The 15022-nt window shown below is 65.8% G+C and carries 12 protein-coding genes and 3 tRNA genes; 11 read left to right on the top strand and 4 right to left on the bottom strand.

Annotated elements, in window-relative coordinates; genetic code table 11:
• The first annotated feature begins 26 nt into the window (after positions 1 to 26).
• From N5C91_RS04360 to N5C91_RS04345, 4 genes are all read left to right on the top strand, one after another.
• Positions 27 to 2798, top strand: coding sequence for a response regulator (locus N5C91_RS04360; protein WP_279828090.1), 2772 nt, complete (start codon positions 27 to 29; stop codon positions 2796 to 2798).
• 16 nt (positions 2799 to 2814) lie between these two features.
• On the top strand, positions 2815 to 3804 hold the full coding sequence (locus N5C91_RS04355) for a 2-hydroxyacid dehydrogenase (protein WP_279828088.1): 990 nt from the start codon (positions 2815 to 2817) through the stop codon (positions 3802 to 3804).
• A gap of 62 nt (positions 3805 to 3866) precedes the next feature.
• Positions 3867 to 4307 (top strand): hypothetical protein, encoded by a 441-nt coding sequence (locus tag N5C91_RS04350; protein ID WP_236171464.1) that lies wholly within the window; start codon positions 3867 to 3869, stop codon positions 4305 to 4307.
• Positions 4304 to 4702, top strand: a complete 399-nt coding sequence (locus tag N5C91_RS04345) for an META domain-containing protein (protein ID WP_279828086.1) — start codon at positions 4304 to 4306, stop codon at positions 4700 to 4702. Before N5C91_RS04350 ends, N5C91_RS04345 begins: the two co-directional genes overlap by 4 nt.
• A gap of 17 nt (positions 4703 to 4719) precedes the next feature.
• On the opposite strand, the gene dinB is transcribed toward N5C91_RS04345, so the two are convergent.
• Positions 4720 to 5778: a DNA polymerase IV gene (gene dinB, locus N5C91_RS04340; protein ID WP_275094686.1), complete on the bottom strand. Its 1059-nt coding sequence runs from the start codon at positions 5776 to 5778 to the stop codon at positions 4720 to 4722.
• Positions 5779 to 5996: 218 nt separating this feature from the next.
• On the opposite strand from dinB, the gene N5C91_RS04335 reads away from it, so the two are divergent.
• The 6 genes from N5C91_RS04335 (at position 5997) to N5C91_RS04310 (ending at position 11235) form a co-directional block, all read left to right on the top strand.
• A tRNA-Met gene (locus N5C91_RS04335) sits at positions 5997 to 6073 on the top strand.
• A gap of 116 nt (positions 6074 to 6189) precedes the next feature.
• Positions 6190 to 6266 (top strand) — tRNA-Met (locus tag N5C91_RS04330).
• A gap of 115 nt (positions 6267 to 6381) precedes the next feature.
• Positions 6382 to 6458: transfer RNA gene (locus tag N5C91_RS04325), tRNA-Met, on the top strand.
• Positions 6459 to 6620: 162 nt separating this feature from the next.
• Complete coding sequence (gene mprF, locus N5C91_RS04320; RefSeq protein WP_279828085.1) at positions 6621 to 9254, top strand: bifunctional lysylphosphatidylglycerol flippase/synthetase MprF; 2634 nt, start codon at positions 6621 to 6623, stop codon at positions 9252 to 9254.
• 1 nt (position 9255) lies between these two features.
• Positions 9256 to 10530 carry an AcvB/VirJ family lysyl-phosphatidylglycerol hydrolase gene (locus N5C91_RS04315; RefSeq protein WP_279828083.1) on the top strand — a complete coding sequence of 425 codons (1275 nt, stop codon included), beginning with the start codon at positions 9256 to 9258 and terminating at the stop codon, positions 10528 to 10530.
• A 141-nt stretch (positions 10531 to 10671) separates the two neighbouring features.
• Positions 10672 to 11235, top strand: coding sequence for a cytochrome b (locus N5C91_RS04310; RefSeq protein WP_236201731.1), 564 nt, complete (start codon positions 10672 to 10674; stop codon positions 11233 to 11235).
• 232 nt (positions 11236 to 11467) lie between these two features.
• Here N5C91_RS04310 and N5C91_RS04305 read toward each other — a convergent pair whose 3' ends face one another.
• Positions 11468 to 12601: a GNAT family N-acetyltransferase gene (locus N5C91_RS04305; RefSeq protein ID WP_279828080.1), complete on the bottom strand. Its 1134-nt coding sequence runs from the start codon at positions 12599 to 12601 to the stop codon at positions 11468 to 11470.
• Positions 12602 to 12815: 214 nt separating this feature from the next.
• On the opposite strand from N5C91_RS04305, the gene N5C91_RS04300 reads away from it, so the two are divergent.
• A complete protein-coding gene (locus N5C91_RS04300) occupies positions 12816 to 13064 on the top strand; it encodes a hypothetical protein (RefSeq protein ID WP_236171470.1) in 249 nt (82 codons plus the stop codon).
• Here N5C91_RS04300 and N5C91_RS04295 read toward each other — a convergent pair whose 3' ends face one another.
• Together N5C91_RS04295 and N5C91_RS04290 are read right to left on the bottom strand one after the other, a co-directional pair.
• Positions 13065 to 14096 carry a glycosyltransferase family 1 protein gene (locus tag N5C91_RS04295; protein ID WP_279828079.1) on the bottom strand — a complete coding sequence of 344 codons (1032 nt, stop codon included), beginning with the start codon at positions 14094 to 14096 and terminating at the stop codon, positions 13065 to 13067. It abuts the gene before it with no gap.
• Positions 14093 to 14902 carry a UDP-2,3-diacylglucosamine diphosphatase gene (locus N5C91_RS04290; protein ID WP_236171472.1) on the bottom strand — a complete coding sequence of 270 codons (810 nt, stop codon included), beginning with the start codon at positions 14900 to 14902 and terminating at the stop codon, positions 14093 to 14095. The genes N5C91_RS04295 and N5C91_RS04290 overlap by 4 nt, the downstream gene beginning before the upstream one ends.
• Positions 14903 to 15022: the final 120 nt, after the last annotated feature.

The following is a 15022-nucleotide window of genomic DNA, read 5'->3' as shown; positions in this document are numbered from 1 at the left end:
GGGGATAAACGCATCGGAGGAAGCGCGTGTTCAAGGATCTCGGCATCAAGGGACGGGTACTGCTGCTCACCCTGCTGCCCACCAGCCTGCTGGCGCTGGTGCTCGGCGGCTATTTCACCTGGGTGCAGCTGTCGGACATGCATGCCCAGTTGATCGAGCGCGGGCAACTGATCGCCGAACAACTGGCGCCGCTGTCGGCGCCGGCCATGGCCAACCACAACAACGAGCTGCTCGAGCGCATCGCCAACGAAGCGCTCGACCAGCCCGACGTGCGCGCCGTGACCTTCCTCGGACCGGACCGCGAGAAGCTGGTCCACGCCGGCCCCAGCATACTGACGCCGATGCCCAGTGGCGACGGCTCGCACCTGAGCATGGCGAGCAACCTCGACACCACGCATTTCCTCCTGCCGGTACTGGGCAAGCATCGCAGCCTGTCCGGCGACCCGGATGCCGACGCCGAGAAACTGCTCGGCTGGGTCGAACTGGAACTGTCGCACCATGGCACCCTGCTGCGCGGCTACCGCAGCCTGTTCACCAGCCTGCTGCTGATCGGCGCCGGTCTCGCCGTCACCGCCCTCCTCGCCCTGCGCATGAGCCGCGCGATCAACGCGCCCCTGGGGCAGATCGCCCAGGGCGTCGCCCAGCTCAAGGAAGGCCGCCTGGAGACTCGCCTGCCGGCACTCGGCAGCCATGAACTGGACGAGCTGGCCGGCGGCATCAACCGCATGGCCGAGGCGCTGCAGAGCGCCCAGGAAGAGATGCAGCACAACATCGACCAGGCTACCGAGGACGTGCGGCAGAACCTGGAGACCATCGAGATCCAGAACATCGAACTGGACCTGGCGCGCAAGGAAGCCCTGGAGGCGAGCCGGATCAAGTCCGAGTTCCTCGCCAACATGAGCCACGAGATCCGCACCCCGCTCAACGGCATCCTCGGCTTCACCAACCTGCTGCAGAAGAGTGAGATGACCAGCCGCCAGCAGGACTACCTGGGCACCATCCACAAGTCCGCCGAGAGCCTGCTGGGGATCATCAACGAGATTCTCGACTTCTCGAAGATCGAGGCCGGCAAGCTGGTACTGGAGAACATCCCGTTCAACCTGCTCGAGCTGATCCAGGACACCCTGACCATCCTCGCCCCCGCCGCCCACGAAAAGCACCTGGAGCTGGTCAGCCTGATCTACCGCGACACTCCGCTGCAGCTGGTGGGCGACCCGCAGCGCCTGAAGCAGGTGCTGACCAACCTGGTGAGCAACGCCATCAAGTTCACCCATGACGGCAGTATCGCCGTGCGCGCCATGCTCGAAGACGAGAGCGACGACCGCGCGCAACTGCGCATCAGCGTACAGGACACCGGCGTGGGCCTGACCGACGCCGACCTGCGCGCGCTGTTCCAGGCCTTCAGCCAGGCCGACAACTCATTGTCGCGCCAGGCCGGCGGCACCGGTCTTGGGCTGGTGATTTCCAAGCGCCTGATCGAACAGATGGGCGGTGAAATCGGCGTGGAAAGCAGTGCTGGCGATGGCTCGGAATTCTGGATCAGCCTCAACCTGCCCAAGGCCCGCGACGACGGCGACGACCTTCCGCCCGCCATGGCCGGCGGCCTGCGCGTGGCACTGTACGAGCCCCATGAACTGACCCGCACCGCGCTGCACCACCAGTTGGAAGACTGCGGCCTGGAAGTCACCGAGTTTCCCGACCTCGCCGCGCTGGAAAAGGCGCTGCTGGCCGGACCGTCGGACAAGGCCCCGATCACCCTGGCGCTGCTCGGAGTGACCGCCGCCGAACACCCGCCCGAGGCGCTGCGCCAGTCCATCCGCGAGTTGGAACAGCATGGCTGCAAGAGCCTGGTGCTGTGCCCGACCATCGAACAGGCGCACTACAACGACGTGCTGCCCGATGCCCAGGTGCAGAGCAAACCCGCCTGCACGCGCAAGCTGCAACAGGCGATGAACGAATTGCTGCACCTGCGCCCGTTGCGCAAGGACAAATCCGCCAACGGCCGGCTCGAGCGCACGCCGCACCTGCTCTGCGTCGATGACAACCCGGCCAACCTGTTGCTGGTGAAGACCCTGCTGACCGACATGGGCGCGCAAGTGACTGCCGTGGACAGCGGCCTCGCCGCCGTCGAGGCGGTGCAGCGCGAGCGCTTCGACCTGGTCTTCATGGACGTGCAGATGCCGGTCATGGATGGCCGCCAGGCCACCGAGGCGATCCGTCAATGGGAAGGCGACCGCGAGGTCAGCCCGGTGCCGATCATCGCTCTCACCGCCCACGCGCTGGCCAACGAGAAGCGCGCCCTGCTGCAAGGCGGCATGGACGACTACCTGACCAAGCCGATCGACGAGCGCCAACTGGTCCAGGTGATCCTCAAATGGACCGGGCTGGCGCTGGGCGAGCCGCGTGACGAACGCCCGCGTCACGCCGAATCCAAGCTCGACGGGCTCAGCGTCCTCGATCCGGAAGAAGGCCTGCGCCTGGCCGCCGGCAAGCCGGAACTGGCCGCCGACATGCTCGGCATGCTGCTCGCCTCGCTGTCCGCCGACCGCCAGGTAATTCGCCAGGCCCGCGAGCGCAACGACCGCAACACCCTGCTCGAGCGCATCCACCGCCTGCACGGCGCCACCCGTTACTGCGGCGTACCGATGCTGCGCGCTGCCTGCCAGCGCGCCGAAACCCTGCTCAAGCAGAACGAACCGGACGCCCCTGCCGCGCTGGACGAACTCGACAAGGCCATGGCCGAACTGGCACAAGCGACCGAAGGCCACCTGGAAGCAGAGGCCGGCCAGCCGCACTGAGGACGGAATCCAAGCGATGCGCATCATCCTGTTCAGCAACCAGACCCACGACCGCGACAGCTTCCTTGCCGCCAACCACGTTCACGGCTTCGAACTGCATTTCCAGCAGGCGCAGTTGCGCGAGGACACTGTTGCCCTGGCCATGGGCTTCGAGGTGGTCTGCCCCTTCGTCAACGACGACCTGTCGCGCCCGGTGCTCGAGCACCTGGCCGCCGGCGGCACTAAATTGATTGCCCTGCGCTCGGCCGGCTACAACCATGTCGACCTGGCCGCCGCCCACGCGCTGGGGCTGGCCGTAGTGCGCGTACCGGCCTATTCACCCCACGCGGTGGCTGAACATGGCGTGGGATTGGTCCTGGCGCTATGTCGGCACCTGCACCGCGCCTACAACCGTACCCGCGAAGGTGACTTCTCCCTGCATGGCCTGACCGGCTTCGACCTGCACGGGCGCACCGTGGGCGTGATCGGCAGCGGGCAGATCGGCGAGGTCTTCGCCCGCATCATGAGCGGCTTCGGCTGCCACATCCTGGCCTACGATCCGTATCCCAACCGCGCCATCGAGGCCCTGGGTGGGCGCTTTGTCGAACTCGACGAGCTGCTCGCGCAGTCCGACATCATCAGCCTGCACTGCCCGCTCAACGAGGCCACCCAACACCTGATCAATACTCGCAGCCTGGCGCGCATGAAACGCGGCGCCATGCTGATCAATACCGGCCGCGGCGCCCTGGTGGATACCCCGGCGCTGATCGAGGCGCTGAAGAGCGGCCAGCTCGGCTACCTGGGCCTGGACGTCTATGAAGAAGAAGCCGACATCTTCTTCGCCGACCGTTCCGACCAGCCACTGCAGGACGATGTGCTGGCGCGCCTGCTGACCTTCCCCAATGTGATCATCACCGCGCACCAGGCTTTCCTCACTCGCGAAGCGCTGGCGGGGATCGCCCAGACCACGCTTTCCAACATTGCCGCCTGGCAGGCCGGCACCCCGGTCAATCTGGTCGAGGGCTGATCGGATGGCACTCGCATCCGCGCGCCATGCCACCTAGAATGCCGCGCTTTCCCGGAGGACCCATGGCCCAGCACGATTTCCGCTACACCCTGCTCAACCCGCAATTCACCCTCAACGAGTGCCGCGCCCTGACTCCGGGCCGCTACCAGGTCACCGGCATCGGTGGCTCGATCAAGGCCGGTGACACCCTGCTGGTCAGCCTCAAGGGCAGCAAAAGCCTGAGCATGACCCTGGCTGTGGAAAAGGTCCGCCACCTGATCAACCCGCCGGGGCAGTGGATGGCCGTGGCCAAAGGCCCGGTGTTTCGTGAACTGGGTATCCACGAGTGGAAGGTCAACTGCGACGGCTGTGGGGCTACACTGGACTTCGAATTCGCCGTCGATGCCACCCTCGGCAAGGCTGCCCAGCAGCCCGCCGCCGAGCAGCGCATCGCCGAACTCGGATGGGCAAAGGCTGGCAACCGCCATCTCTGCCCGGAATGTCAGAGCAAGGAGACTGCATGAAAGCCCTGATCGCCGGCGCCTTTACCGCGCTGGCCCTGGCCGGCTGCGCGAGCAAGCCGGTTCCGGAAGCCGAACAGACCTACCGCGTCGAATGGATCGGCGAACGTCCGCTGATTGATTACACGCACATCAGCCTGACCCTGGACGGCAGTGGCCGCGCCTATGGCAGCGCAGGCTGCAACCACTGGTTCGCCAGCTACAAGCTTGAAGGCGAGCAGTTGACCTTCGGCCAGCCCGGCGCCACCCGCAAGCTGTGTGCGGACCTGGTGATGGAGCAGGAACAGCAGTTCCTCAAGATGCTCGGCGAAGTCCAGCGCTGGGATATCACCGACGAAGGCGAGCTGCGCCTGTGGCCGCTCTCGGGCCGCGCCATGCGCCTGTGGCCCGAAGGCTGAGGCGCTCTCTGCCGGCACTAGAAAAGCGTGAGCTGCTCGTGGGAGCCGCGCAGATCGACCAGGCGCACGCCCACACCGATCAGCCGCACCGCCTTGTTGCCACGCTGGAAGGCCTGTCCCAGCAATAGCCGATAGCTCTCCAGATCCCGTGCGGCGCCCGCTTGCTCCATGGTGGTCTGGGTGAAATCGTGGAATTTCAGCTTGATGAATGGCTTGCCCGGCCGGTAGCTGGTGTCCAGGCGCGTCATGCGCCGCTCCAGTTCGCCCAGCAGCGATGGCAGCTCCTCCTGGCAGGCCGCCAGGTCCGGCAGGTCCTGGTCGAAAGTGTTCTCCACGCTGATTGACTGGCGCCGGCTGTCCACCTGCACCGGGCGCTCGTCGATGCCCCGCGACAGCCCCCAGAGCCGCTCGCCGAAACTGCCGAACTCCTTGGCCAGCTGGATGCGCGACCAGTCGCGCAGGTCCGCACAGGTGCGAATGCCCAGGCGCGCCAGCTTCTCCGCGGTGACCTTGCCCACGCCATGCAGCTTCTTTACCGGCAGTTCGGCGACGAAGCCATCCACCTCGTCGGGCGTGACCACGAAGAGGCCGTTGGGTTTGCGCCAGTCGCTGGCGATCTTGGCGATGAACTTGTTCGGCGCCACCCCGGCGGACACCGTGATGTGCAGGGTTTCCCAGACGCGCTGGCGAATCTCCTGGGCAATGCGCGTGGCACTTCCACCGCAGCGCTCGCTGTCACTGACGTCGAGGTAGGCCTCATCCAGGGACAGCGGCTCGATCTGCTCGGTGTAGTCACGGAAGATCGCGTGGATATCCCGCGACGTCTCGCGATAGACGTCCATGCGCGGGCGCACGATGGTCAGGTCCGGGCACAGCTTCACCGCCGTGCGCATGGCCATGGCCGAATGCAGGCCGTAGGCGCGCGCCTCGTAATTGCAGGTCGCGACCACGCCACGCTTGTCCGGCGAGCCGCCCACGGCCAGCGGCTTGCCCGCGAGGCTGGGGTCGTCGCGCATCTCGATGGCGGCATAGAAGCAGTCGCAATCGATGTGGATGATCTTTCTCTGCCGAGTCACGAAGAAGGCGCCTGCATCACCAACGAAAGCCGCCCGTAATGGCGACTGAACAGCGGTCCATATTAATGCAAAAAGCCGCGGCCCCGGTTATCCACAGCCAGGAAATGCCCATCGTCGAACAACGCCCCGCCGCCGACCAGCACAGCTAAATATCTGATAGAAAATCACTTTTTCCCGATTTTCATTGACACACGAGCCCATCTGCGTAGAATGGCCGGCGCGGGATGGAGCAGTCTGGTAGCTCGTCGGGCTCATAACCCGAAGGTCGTAGGTTCAAATCCTGCTCCCGCAACCAGACACCGTGAAAAGGCCACTCTTCGGAGTGGCCTTTTTCGTTTGTGCGTCATTTAAATTATTGATCACGCGACAAATATCGATTGACAGAGGCTTTCATTTCCGTAGAATGGCCGGCGCGGGATGGAGCAGTCTGGTAGCTCGTCGGGCTCATAACCCGAAGGTCGTAGGTTCAAATCCTGCTCCCGCAACCAGACACTGGGAAAGGCCACTCTTCGGAGTGGCCTTTTTCGTTTGCGCGCGATTTAAATTATTGATCGAAAACGAAATATCGTTTGACACAAGGCTTCATATCCGTAGAATGGCCGCCGCGGGATGGAGCAGTCTGGTAGCTCGTCGGGCTCATAACCCGAAGGTCGTAGGTTCAAATCCTGCTCCCGCAACCAGACATCAAGAAGAAAGCCACTCTTAGGAGTGGCTTTTTTCGTTGTGCCCAAAAAAGATCGCCCACGGGTGGCGTCTCACGGATCAGGAAAATACTCTTCCGGGGACTTGGGAATTCGCGTCAGTGCCCCTACTCTGTCGCGCTAAATCGATTGAGGTGCCCGATGAGCGCCAACCCCGCCACACCTGATACCCCTGCCGCCGAAGACGCTCCCAGCCGAGCGACCTGGCTCAACTGGGTCAGCGCCAACCGCCAGGCACTCGGCCTGGGCGTGACGCTGGTGCTGTTCAGCCTCGCATTGATCGCCTGCTATCACCTGCTGCGCGACATCGACGCCTATTCTCTGCACGACGCATTGCTCGACGTGCCCACCGCCTCGCTGCTCGGCGCCTTCGCTGCGACCGTGATCGGCTTCATCTTCCTGCTCGGCTATGAATGGTCGGCCAGCCGCTTCGCCGGCGTGAAGCTACCCACCCCGACGCTGCTGACCGGCGGCTTCTCCGCGTTCGCCATTGGCAATGCCGTCGGTCTGTCGATGCTCTCCGGCGGCTCCGTACGCTACCGCCTTTACGCCCGCCAGGGGCTCGGTGCCGGCGATGTCGCGCTGATGACGCTGTTCGCCAGCCTGTCGCTGGGCTGCGCATTGCCGGTGCTGGCGGCGCTCGCGGCGCTGAGTGATCTCTCCGACGCCTCACTGGCCTTGCACCTGCCGCAATGGCTGGTGGCCGTGCTGGCCCTGGCGATCATCGCCCTGTGCCTGCTGCTGGTGGTTGGCATCGAGCGCCGGCGCCTGCCCGAACAACCATCGCCAGACAGCCACCTGGTTCGCGTCGGCCGCCGCACCCTGCGCCTGCCGGGCCTGCGCCTGTCGCTGCTGCAACTGCTGATCACCGCGCTGGATGTGGCGGCAGCCGCCACCGTGCTCTATCTATTGCTGCCGGAAGCCCCACCCTTCGGCGCTTTCCTGCTGGTCTACCTGATCGCCCTGGCCGCTGGCGTGCTCAGCCACGTACCGGGCGGCGTCGGGGTATTCGAAGCGGTGCTGCTGGCGGCCTTCGCCGGCCAGTTGGGCGCCGCACCACTGGCCGCCGCGCTGCTGCTGTACCGCCTGATCTACGTGGTCCTGCCGCTGATCGTCGCCTGTCTGTTGCTGCTGTTCCTCGAGGCCCGCCGCGTCCTGGTCGCCAAGCAGGCCGTGCGCATCACCTCCGGCTTCGCCGCGCAGATCCTCTCGTTGCTGGTGTTCATCTCCGGCATCGTGCTGCTGTTCTCCGGCGCCACGCCGTCCATCGACACACGCCTGGACGAAGTCGGCTTCCTCGTGCCGCATCGCCTGATCGATGCATCGCACCTGGCCGCCAGCCTGATCGGCGTACTCTGCCTGCTGCTCGCCTACGGCCTGCGCCGCCGCCTCTCCGCGGCCTGGGCGCTGACCCTCGGCCTGCTGATCGCCGGCGCCGCGCTGTCACTGCTCAAGGGCTTCGACTGGGAAGAAGCGCTGATCCTCAGCTTCACCGCCGCCCTGCTGGTGATCTTCCGCAGCGCCTTCTACCGCCGCAGCCGCCTGATGGACCTGCCCTTCTCGCCGCTGTACCTGGGCGCCGCCGCCTGCGTCATCGCCGCATCGATCTGGCTGCTGCTGTTCGCCTACCAGGACGTGCCCTACAGCCATGAACTCTGGTGGCAGTTCGCCCTGGATGCCGACGCCCCGCGTGGCCTGCGCGCCGCCCTGGGCAGCTGCCTGTTGCTCGCCGCCCTGGCGCTGTACTGGTTGCTGCGCACCGCACCGCCGGCGATCCACGCGCCAACCCGCGAGGAACTGGATAGCGCTGCCGCCATCCTGGCCAACTCCGCCCAGCCCGATGGCGGCTTGGCCCTCTCCGGCGACAAGGCACTGCTGTTCCACGAGGGCAACGATGCCTTCCTGATGTATGCCCGCCGCGGCCGCAGCCTGGTCGCCCTGTTCGATCCGGTCGGCCCGGCCCAGGCCCGCGCCGAACTGATCTGGCAGTTCCGCGACCTCTGCGATCTGCACCACGCGCGCCCGGTGTTCTACCAGGTGCGCGCGGAGAACCTGCCGCTGTACATGGACATCGGCCTGACCGCGCTCAAGCTCGGCGAGGAGGCGCGGGTCGACCTGCGCCGCTTCGACCTGGAGAGCAAGGGCAAGGAGATGAAGGACCTGCGCTACACCTGGAACCGTGGCCAGCGCGACGGCCTGAGCCTGGAGTTCCATGATGCCGGCCAGGCGCCGATGGATGAGCTGCGGGCTATTTCCGATGCCTGGCTGGGCGGCAAGAACGTCCGCGAGAAGGGCTTCTCCCTCGGCCGCTTCACCCCCGAATACCTGCGTTACTTCCGCGTCGTCGTGGTCCGCTTCCAGGGCCGCGCCGTAGCCTTCGCCAACCTGCTGGAAACCACCGGCAAGGAACTGGCGAGCATCGACCTGATGCGCGTGGTCCCTGACGCGCCCAAGCTGACCATGGAGTTCCTCATGCTCGGCCTGATCCTGCATTACAAGGAGAGCGGGCACACCCGCTTCAGCCTCGGCATGGTGCCCCTGGCCGGCTTGCAGCCACGCCGCGGCGCCCCGCTGACCCAACGTCTCGGCGCGCTGGTTTTTCGCCGGGGTGAGCAGTTCTACAATTTCCAGGGGCTGCGACGCTTCAAGGACAAGTTCCAGCCCGACTGGGAACCCCGTTACCTGGCCGTGCCTGCCGGACTGGATCCGCTGGTGGCCCTGGCCGATACGGCTGCCCTCATTGCAGGCGGCCTGAGTGGATTGGTAAAACGCTGATATGTTGAAACGACGCTGGCGACACCTGCTCGCCCTACTCCTGCTGGTCATCATCGCTGTCGGTCTGCTGCTCTGGAGCCGCCCGGCTCCGCAGGCTTCCCTGGACCACCGCCAGTTGCCCGATGGCAGCGCCGCCAGCCTGGCCAACCCCGGCAAACAGCCTAACGCACGCGTGCTATTGGCTGTGCAGGCCGACCAGAAGCTCGATGACGCCCAGTTGCTGGCGCTGGCCCACGACAGCGGTGCCCGCGTGGTGCAGTTCGTCTTCCCGGAGAACGATTGCAAGGCCCAGCAGGCACGCATCAAGGCCGCCGGCGAACTGCTCGACGGCCAGCCGACTCTGGTCGCCGGCATCGGTCCGGGCAGCGCCTGGGCCTTCCGCTGGCTGGCTGGGCAGAGCGACGACAAGGCCAAGGCCCTGTCGGTCGGTTTCTCCCTGGAGAAACCGGATTGCGCCGCTACCCCGCTGCCGACCAGCGCTGCCCACGGCCACTGGCTGGCCGCCTGGAACGACAACCCGGACGATGCCAGCGCGCGCTTCGCCCGTGGCCTGCAGAACGCCGAGACGGTAATCACCGACTACGACACACCGCTGCCCAAGGTTCTCGCCGATCAACTGCGTCAGCAGTTGCAGGGCGGCGGCGACAACGTGCCGGTGGTGGAAGTCCCGGCAGCCAAGCCTTCGGAAACCGTCACCCTGTTCTACTCGGGCGACGGTGGCTGGCGCGATCTGGACCGTGACGTTGCCGCGCAGATGGCCGAACTGGGCTACCCGGTGGTGGGCGTCGACGCCCTGCGCTACTTCTGGGAGCACAAGACTCCGGAACAGAGCGCTGCCGACCTCGCGCTGCTGATGCAGCACTATCGCGAGAAGTGGGGCGCCAAGCACTTCGTGCTGGCCGGCTACTCCTTCGGCGCCGACGTGCTGCCGGCGATCTACAACCGCCTGCCGGCGGACGCCAAGAAGGACGTCAGCTCGGTGATCCTGCTGGCCTTCGCTCGCAGCGGCAGCTTCGAGATCGAGGTGCAGGGCTGGCTCGGCAAAGCCGGCCAGGAAGCCTCCACCGGCCCGGAAATGGCGCGCCTGCCGGGGCCGAAAGTGCTCTGCGTGTATGGCATCGAAGAGAAGGACGAAAGTGGCTGTACCCAGCCCCAGGCCGTGGGTGAGAACCTGCAACTGCCCGGTGGCCATCACTTCGACGAAGACTACCCGGCCCTGGCCAAGCGGCTGGTGAACGCCATCCGCTCCCGCCAGTCAGCCGACGACGAAGGCTGACCGACATCAAAAGGGCCGCACATCGCGGCCCTTTCACTTTGCCTTCACGGTGTTTCAGGCAGGGTTAAGGCTCTATGCTGATACTGACAACCCGTCGCCAGAACGGGGCGTCAAGATAATCGAGCCAAACAAGGAACCGTCATGAGCCTGTCCAAGACCCCGTCCCGCTATGGCAGCCTGTCCATAGCCATGCACTGGATCATGCTAGTGCTGATCGCCGCCACGTACTTCTGCATGGAATACCGCACCAACTTCCCCAAAGGCAGCGACACCCGCGCGCTGTTCTCCCAGTGGCACTTCATGCTCGGCCTGAGTGTCTTCGTCCTGGTCTGGCTGCGCATCATCGGTCGCTTCATCTACCCGACTCCGCCGATCGTCCCGGCACCGCCGGTCTGGCAGATGGCCCTGGCCAAGCTCGCGCACCTGGCGCTCTACGGCCTGATGATCGGTTTGCCGCTGGCCGGCTGGATCATCCTCAGCGCTGCCGACAAGCCGGTGCCGTTCTGGGGTATGGAGCTGCCGCACCTGGTGGACAAGAACCCGGACCTGGCCAAGCAGGTGAAGTACTGGCACGAGACCATCGCCGTGCTCGGCTATTGGCTGATCGGCCTCCACGCGCTGGCCGCACTGTTCCACCACTACATCAGCCGCGACAACACCCTGGTACGCATGCTGCCGGGCAAGGGTGAGGCTAAACCGGAGTAATTTCTCGCGCACGGCACACGCTGCCACCTCCCCGTAGGAGCGGACTCCGTCCGCGATCGGCTGGCCGCGCTCCCGGGTTGGCCTGAGCGGCGGTAAACGATCGCGGACAAAGTCCGCTCCTACGAGATGCTTCTGCGCACGGGTCGGCCTTCACCCTCTCCCCCGCGGGGAGAGGGGACCGTAGCCAGAGGGGAAAGCATCGGTACGGGCCTCCCGAAAAAGACCGTTGCTCCTACAAAGAGCAGTCCTGGCGATAGGGCAGCGCCGTGCGGGCCTCTTCGGCGTAGGCCAGGATGCCCGCCCTCTCCCCTGCCAGGAACTCCTCTACCGCATCCCGCAGCCCCGGATGCCCCAGGCGGTGCCAGGATCGTGTGATCACCGGCTCGAAGCCACGGATAAGCTTGTGCTCGCCCTGCGCTCCGGCGTCGAAGCGCTGGAGCCCATGACCAATGGCGAAGTCCAGGCCCTGGTAGAAACAGGTTTCGAAATGCAGGCGGTCGAACTCCGCCAGGCAACCCCAGTACCGACCGTACAGCGTGTCACCGCCCAGCAGGCTGAAGGCCATCGCCACGGGTCGCCCATGCTGATGGGCGAAGACCACGCGGATCGCCTCGGGCATCCGCGCCCCCAGCAGGCTGAAGAACTCGCGGCTCAGGTAAGGCGCCTGCCCACGCACCTCATAAGTGCTGCTGTAGCAGGCGTAGACGAAGTCCCAGTGCGCCTCGGAGAGCTCACGTCCCTCCATCCAGACGAAATCCAGCCCCAGCCCGGCGACCTGTTCGCGCTCCTTGCGGATCTGCTTGCGCTTGCGCGAGCTCAGCGCATCGAGGAAGTCCTGGAAGTCGCGGTAGCCGCGGTTGCGCCAGTGGTACTGACAGCCCAGACGCTCCTGCCAGCCATCCGCGCCGCCGAACAAGGCATCGGCGCGGGCATCGGTAAAGTTCACATGCACGCCGGAACAACGCCCCTCGTCCACCTCCCCCGCCAGCGCGCCGACCAGGCTCAGGGCCGCCTCCGGGGCCCCCAGCAGGCGCGCGCCCCCCACCGGCGTGAAGGGAACGCCGACCAGCAGCTTGGGGTAGTACGGGATTCCGGCGCGCAGGCAGGCATCCGCCCAGCTCCAGTCGAACACGTACTCACCGTAGGAATGACTTTTCAGATAGGCCGGCGCAGCGGCCAGCAGGCGGCCGTCGTCGTCCAGCAGCACGCGATGGGCTGGCTTCCAGCCGGTGCGACCACCGACGCTACGGCTTTCCTCCAGGGCGCAGAGAAAGGCGTGGCGCAGGAACGGCTGGTCGTCCGGCAGCAGGGCGTCCCACTGGCGGGCGTCGATTTCGGCAAGGCGGGAAAGGGTCTGGATAGGCATGGCTGACAGTCTGGCGCGGCGCGCCAGCATTGGGAAGATTCGGCCGGGAAATCTCCGGCCAAGGTGACATTCACGTTCGTCGGTATCCGACGGAGAGGTCTGTCAGGTGGTCTATGTTGGGGGTTATCAAGGCTTGCCGGCGCGCGGCGTCGGCACCGTTCCGCCCGCCACCCGCCCGTTTCGGGCCGCTGGCGAACCGCCAGGAGGACGTCCCATGAGCCTGATGCAATGCGAGTACCGCCAGTACACCATCACCGCCGATGTCGTCGAACACCCCGGTATCCCCACGCCCTGGGCTGCCGGCTGCCACATCACGGCTCCGGACGGGCAGACCACCAGGCGCAAGACGCTGCCGGTGGAGTTCGCCTTCATGTCGGATCTGCAGAAGGCACAGCACGCCTCCATCGCTCACGGTAAATGGCTGGTGGACCAGAGCCTGGACCATGATCGCCGGCTGTTCTGATCAACCGTTCACGTAGTCCGGCCTCTCGCTGACCGGCAGCTCCGCCAGGCGCACCTGAAGTGCCAGGAATTCCTGCGCCGACGCCCGCCAGGTCTGCCCGCGCGCCCATTGCACGCAGGCCAGGCGATCCAGTTCCAGCGCCCGCAGGCAGGCGCTGCGCAAGTCGGTGTCCATCACTCCGGTGACGCCCTGCTGCAGCACATCCAGCGGCCCCGCCACCGGGAATGCAGCTACCGGTGTTCCGCAGGCCAGCGCCTCGATCATCACCAGGCCGAGGGTGTCGGTGAGCGACGGGAAGACCAGCACGCTCGCGCTGCGATAGGCCTCGGCCAGTTCGTCGGCGTGCCGATAGCCGAGAAACTCCACCTGTGGATAAGCCGCCTCCAGTTCGGCGCGCTGCGGGCCATCGCCCACCACGCGCTTGCCCCCCGGCAGGTCGAGTGCGAGGAAGGCTTCGAGATTCTTTTCCCGTGCCAGCCGGCCGACATAGAGAAATACCGGCGCCTCCCGCGGCGCGCCTGTGCCCGGCTGGAAGCGCCGGATATCCACACCCTTGCGCCACAGCGCCAGGTTGCCGAAGGCGTGATCGGCAAATACCCCGCACATGCGCTCGCTGCTCACCAGCACGGCCTGGCTCGGTGCATGGAAACGGCGCAGGAAGGCATAGCCCCAATCCAGCGGCAGCCAGGGCCAGCGGTTGTTCACGTACTCGGGAAAGCGCGTATGGATGGCGCTGCTGAACTTCAGGCCCCGGCGCACCAGCCAACGCCGAGCGGCCCAGCCCAGCGGGCCTTCGGTGGCGAGGTGGACGCAGTCCGGAGCGAAGCGGCTGATCTTCTCGCCCACCTTCCACAGGTCCCACGCCAGCGGAATCTCCGGGTAGCTCGGGCACGGGCGGTGGCGGAAGTCCTGCGGGGTGATCAGGCCGACCACATGGCCCATTTCCTCCAGCTCTGCCACCAGCGCCCTGAGGCTGGTGACCACGCCGTTGACCTGCGGCAGCCAGGCATCGGTGACGATCAGCAGCCTCATGCTGCCGACTCGACCACTGCGGGCTCCTCGACACGAGCCTGCTCCTCGGCCAGCCGATAGAGCTGGATGCTGCCATCCCAGTGCTCGATCAGCGCCGAGCAGGATTCCACCCAGTCGCCGCAATTGAGGTACTCCACCTCGCCGATCTGGCGAATTTCCGCGTGGTGGATGTGCCCGCAGACCACACCGTTGAGGCCGCGCTTGTGTACCTCGTGGGCGATGGCTTCCTCGAAGTCGCTGATGAAGTTCACCGCCGTCTTCACCTTGTGCTTGAGGTACGCCGACAGCGACCAGTAGCCATAGCCGTAACGGCTGCGCCAGTGATTCAGCCAGCGGTTGAGGGTCAGGGTGAACTCGTAGGCGGAGTCGCCGAGGAAGGCCAGCCACTTGTGATAGCGCGTGATGACGTCGAACTGGTCGCCATGGATCACCAGCAACTGGCGGCCGTCGGCGGTGGTGTGGACGATCTCGTCGACCAGGCGGATGTTGCCCAGCAGCAGCGAGGAATAGCGGCGCAGGAACTCGTCGTGGTTGCCGGTGACGTAGATCACCTCGGTGCCGCGCTTGCTCATGGTCAGCAGGCGACGGATCACGTTGGTGTGCGCCTGCGGCCAATAGATGCCGCCGCGCAGCTTCCAGCCGTCGATGATGTCGCCCACCAGGTAGATGCGGTCGGCGTGGTAGCGCTTGAGGAAGCCGGCCAGGTGTTCGGCCTGGCAGTCGCGGGTACCGAGGTGGACATCGGATATCCACAGGGTCCGTACCCGTTGTTTCTTCGTCGGCGTCATGCGTTGCGCGCTGCTCATCGTCGGCGACCTCCAGTGGGGTTTCTCCGAGTGTCGACGCGGGCGGTGAAGTCCACATGACCGACTGGCGACAGTCCCGTTACAGCCCACGGCGCGCTAGACTGTCAGCCTGCCAGCCAG

The sequence above is a fragment of the Pseudomonas sp. GD03903 genome (assembly GCF_029840045.1).
Taxonomy (GTDB): domain Bacteria; phylum Pseudomonadota; class Gammaproteobacteria; order Pseudomonadales; family Pseudomonadaceae; genus Pseudomonas; species Pseudomonas pseudonitroreducens.
This window is presented reverse-complemented; position numbering and strand designations above follow the sequence as displayed.

Bases quoted from the DNA above. Each gene is read 5' to 3' on its own strand.
- N5C91_RS04300 (WP_236171470.1), top strand. From the start codon at position 12,816: ATGAGCCTGATGCAATGCGAGTACCGCCAGTACACCATCACCGCCGAT.
- N5C91_RS04315 (WP_279828083.1), top strand. From the start codon at position 9,256: ATGTTGAAACGACGCTGGCGACACCTGCTCGCCCTACTCCTGCTGGTC.
- N5C91_RS04295 (WP_279828079.1), bottom strand. From the start codon at position 14,096: ATGAGGCTGCTGATCGTCACCGATGCCTGGCTGCCGCAGGTCAACGGC.
- N5C91_RS04290 (WP_236171472.1), bottom strand. From the start codon at position 14,902: ATGAGCAGCGCGCAACGCATGACGCCGACGAAGAAACAACGGGTACGG.
- N5C91_RS04350 (WP_236171464.1), top strand. From the start codon at position 3,867: ATGGCCCAGCACGATTTCCGCTACACCCTGCTCAACCCGCAATTCACC.
- mprF (WP_279828085.1), top strand. From the start codon at position 6,621: ATGAGCGCCAACCCCGCCACACCTGATACCCCTGCCGCCGAAGACGCT.
- N5C91_RS04355 (WP_279828088.1), top strand. From the start codon at position 2,815: ATGCGCATCATCCTGTTCAGCAACCAGACCCACGACCGCGACAGCTTC.
- N5C91_RS04305 (WP_279828080.1), bottom strand. From the start codon at position 12,601: ATGCCTATCCAGACCCTTTCCCGCCTTGCCGAAATCGACGCCCGCCAG.
- N5C91_RS04310 (WP_236201731.1), top strand. From the start codon at position 10,672: ATGAGCCTGTCCAAGACCCCGTCCCGCTATGGCAGCCTGTCCATAGCC.
- N5C91_RS04345 (WP_279828086.1), top strand. From the start codon at position 4,304: ATGAAAGCCCTGATCGCCGGCGCCTTTACCGCGCTGGCCCTGGCCGGC.